The organism is Aquitalea sp. S1-19, assembly GCF_024343515.1.
Map to the genome: position 1 here is coordinate 1 of NZ_RJTZ01000206.1, position 2,794 is coordinate 2,794.

Genomic DNA, 2,794 nt, shown 5'->3' on the forward strand with positions numbered 1-2,794 from the left:
GGGCCAGCGCCGCGCCGAAAGCGTGAAGCAGTCGCTGGAAGTGCTGGGCGTGAAAGATGCCCAGCTCGAAGCAGTCAGCTATGGCAAGGAAAAACCGCGTGCCGAAGGCTCGAGCCCGGCTGACTATGCCGAAAACCGTCGCGCCGATGTGTCTTACGGCCAATAAGGTCTGAGTGCCGGGCTCCGGCAGTGTTGTTGGCTGCCTTTGCCTATGCTGGATAAAACACCGTCAGCTGTTGGCGGGGTTTTATCCACAGGAGCACGCCATGTCTAGCCGTATCTTGCTGTCTGCAGGCTTTACCGCCTTGCTTTTAGGCTGTACCACCGCGCCCCCTGCCCATGAGGAGCTGGAACCTGTGCCTCCCCGGCCGAATCTGGCGCTGATGGGGCCGGGGCCGGTGCTGGGGTTTAGCGCGCCGCAGTATTGCCCGGGCGCGCCATTACGCATGATTTACTATCCGTTTACCGATGCCGAGCGCGTCAAGCTGCAGGCGCACGCCGATTGCCTGAAGCATCACCCCAAGGTACAGGTATTGCTGCGCGCCCATGGCGCGGGCACAAGTGCCGAAATCGGCCAGCGCCTCGATGCTGCCTCCGCCGCGCTGGGGCAGGCGGGTGTCGCACCCGCGCAGTGGCAGCGTGACAGCCTGGTGGCCCGCCCTGAGGGCAAGGCGGCGGTAGAAGTCGTGTATCCTGAGGCAAAACCCGATTGATGAGCCGGCAGAAGCCGGCCCCGTTTTAGCCGGAGAAACCATGTTTGCAAGCCGTATGACCCTGCTGTCCTGTTCATTGCTGCTGGGGGCATGTGCCAGTACCTCGGATCTGGAACAGACCCGCGCCCAGCTGGATCAGGTCAACCGCCAGGCCACCGCACGCCTCTCCCAGATCGAGTCGCGCATCAGTAACGAGCGCCTGCTGGAAATGGTCAGCCGGGTGGACGGCATGCAGGCCGAGGTCGCCAAGCTGCGCGGCGACAACGAGATGCTGCAGTACAAGATCGGCGTGCTGGAAAAGCGCCAGAATGATCTGTATGCCGACATCGACCAGCGTCTGGGCCGTTTCGAAGGCGGGCGCAGTACCGAGCCGGCAAGCAGTAATGCCGCAGCGCCGGCGGAAAGCGTCGACGCGGTCCAGCAGGCGTTCGATCAGGCGCTGTCACCGCTACGCAAACGCGACTTTGCCCAGGCCGTGGTTGCACTGAAAGCCTTTGCCGACAGCAACCCCAATGCACCGCAGGCGCTGGACGCCACCTACTGGCGCGGCGTCGCCCATACCGCCTTGCGTCAATACGATGCGGCCATCGACATCCAGCGCCGCTTCGCCGATGAAAACCCGCGCCACCCCAAGGCACCGGATGCACTGCGCAATGTGGCCAATGCCCAGCGCGAGCTGGAGCAGGTCGACCAGGCGCGCATCACGCTGAAAAAGCTGATCAAGCTCTACCCGAACTCGGATGCCGCCGCCAAGGCCAAGCAGCAGCTGACGACGATGTGAGGCGCGGGGAGTAGGGAGTAGGGCGCGGCACTCACTACTCCCCACTCCCGTTCTTCTTCATCCATCCTTTCATGTCGAAATAATAAAGTGTTCCGGCCTGCATCCCTGATCAGGTAAAATTGCCCACTTCCTCTTTGCACGGGCATAAAGCGCCATGATCGAAGTCGGCATCGTAATGGGTAGTAATAGTGATTGGGACGTGATGCAGAACGCCGCTCGCGTACTCAAGGAATTCGGGGTCGCATTCGAGACGCGCGTAGTCTCCGCCCACCGTACGCCCGACCTGTTGTTCAGTTATGCCGAACAGGCCGAGGCGCGTGCCGCCTTCGCCGACCTGGGCGTCGCCTGCGTGCTAGAGAAGATGCTGGACCTCAAGCTTGAGGTGTCGGCCATCGTTACCCGTACCAGCGCCAGCCAGATGGCGGTATTCCCGCTGGCGGAAAACCGCCACGCGAACGGTATCCTCGATGTGTCCATCGTGCCGGCGCGCATTGCTGCCGGCTTGGCGGCATCCGCGCAAACGATGGCGCAGCGTCTGGCTGACGAACTGGATTACGTTGGCGTGCTGGCCGTCGAATTCTTTGTGCTGGGCGACGACACGCTGGTGGTCAACGAGATCGCGCCGCGTCCGCACAATTCCGGCCACTACACGCTGACCGCCTGCGTCACCGACCAGTTCCAGCAGCAAGTGCGCGCGCTATGCGGCCTGTTGCCGGGTTCGACCGAACTGATGACCCCGGTCGTCATGGTCAACCTGTTGGGCGATGTGTGGGGCGAAGATGGCAGCGAGCCCAAGTGGAATGTGCTGGCCGAGGCGCCGAATGCGCAGCTTTATCTGTACGGCAAGCGCGAGGCGCGCAAGGGCCGCAAGATGGGCCACTTCAACGTGATGGCAGCTACGGCCGACGCGGCGCTGGAGCAGGCCGAGGCGCTGAAAGACACACTCTGATTCATCAGGCGAAGCCATAAGGCTTCGCCTTTTCTTTATCTGGAAAAATTCATGACCGGCATCACCACCACCCATCTCAATAGCCTGAAAAAAATCTACTCCGGCAAGGTGCGCGACCTGTACGAAATCGACGACAAGCGCATCCTGATGATTGCCACCGACCGTCTGTCGGCGTTCGATGTGATTCTGGATGATCCGATTCCGGCCAAGGGCCAGATACTGACCGCGATCTCCAACTTCTGGTTCGACAAACTGAAAGACGTGGTGCCCAACCATCTGACCGGCGACAAGCCGGAAGACATGGTGTCGGCCGAGGATTTGCCGCAGGTAGAAGGCCGTGCCGTGGTGGCG

The 2,794-nt window shown here is 61.8% G+C and carries 4 protein-coding genes and 2 pseudogenes; all 6 read left to right on the plus strand.

Going from position 1 to position 2,794, the window contains the following annotated elements; all coding sequences use genetic code 11:
• A partial coding sequence (locus EGI20_RS17195; RefSeq protein ID WP_498632940.1) for an OmpA family protein occupies positions 1-166 on the plus strand: 166 nt, incomplete at its 5' end.
• A gap of 100 nt (positions 167-266) precedes the next feature.
• A complete protein-coding gene (locus tag EGI20_RS17200; RefSeq protein ID WP_498632082.1) occupies positions 267-713 on the plus strand; it encodes a hypothetical protein in 447 nt (148 codons plus the stop codon).
• A gap of 40 nt (positions 714-753) precedes the next feature.
• Positions 754-1,494 carry a tol-pal system protein YbgF gene (gene ybgF, locus EGI20_RS17205; protein ID WP_498632083.1) on the plus strand — a complete coding sequence of 247 codons (741 nt, stop codon included), beginning with the start codon at positions 754-756 and terminating at the stop codon, positions 1,492-1,494.
• Positions 1,495-1,648: 154 nt separating this feature from the next.
• Positions 1,649-2,161 (plus strand): annotated as a pseudogene (locus EGI20_RS17210) (ATP-grasp domain-containing protein); the annotation flags it as partial.
• Between the two features lie 87 nt (positions 2,162-2,248).
• A pseudogene (locus EGI20_RS17215) lies at positions 2,249-2,443 on the plus strand (5-(carboxyamino)imidazole ribonucleotide synthase); the annotation flags it as partial.
• Between the two features lie 51 nt (positions 2,444-2,494).
• A partial coding sequence (locus tag EGI20_RS17220) for a phosphoribosylaminoimidazolesuccinocarboxamide synthase (protein ID WP_498632790.1) occupies positions 2,495-2,794 on the plus strand: 300 nt, incomplete at its 3' end.

Bases quoted from the DNA above. Each gene is read 5' to 3' on its own strand.
- EGI20_RS17200 (WP_498632082.1), top strand. From the start codon at position 267: ATGTCTAGCCGTATCTTGCTGTCTGCAGGCTTTACCGCCTTGCTTTTA.
- ybgF (WP_498632083.1), top strand. From the start codon at position 754: ATGTTTGCAAGCCGTATGACCCTGCTGTCCTGTTCATTGCTGCTGGGG.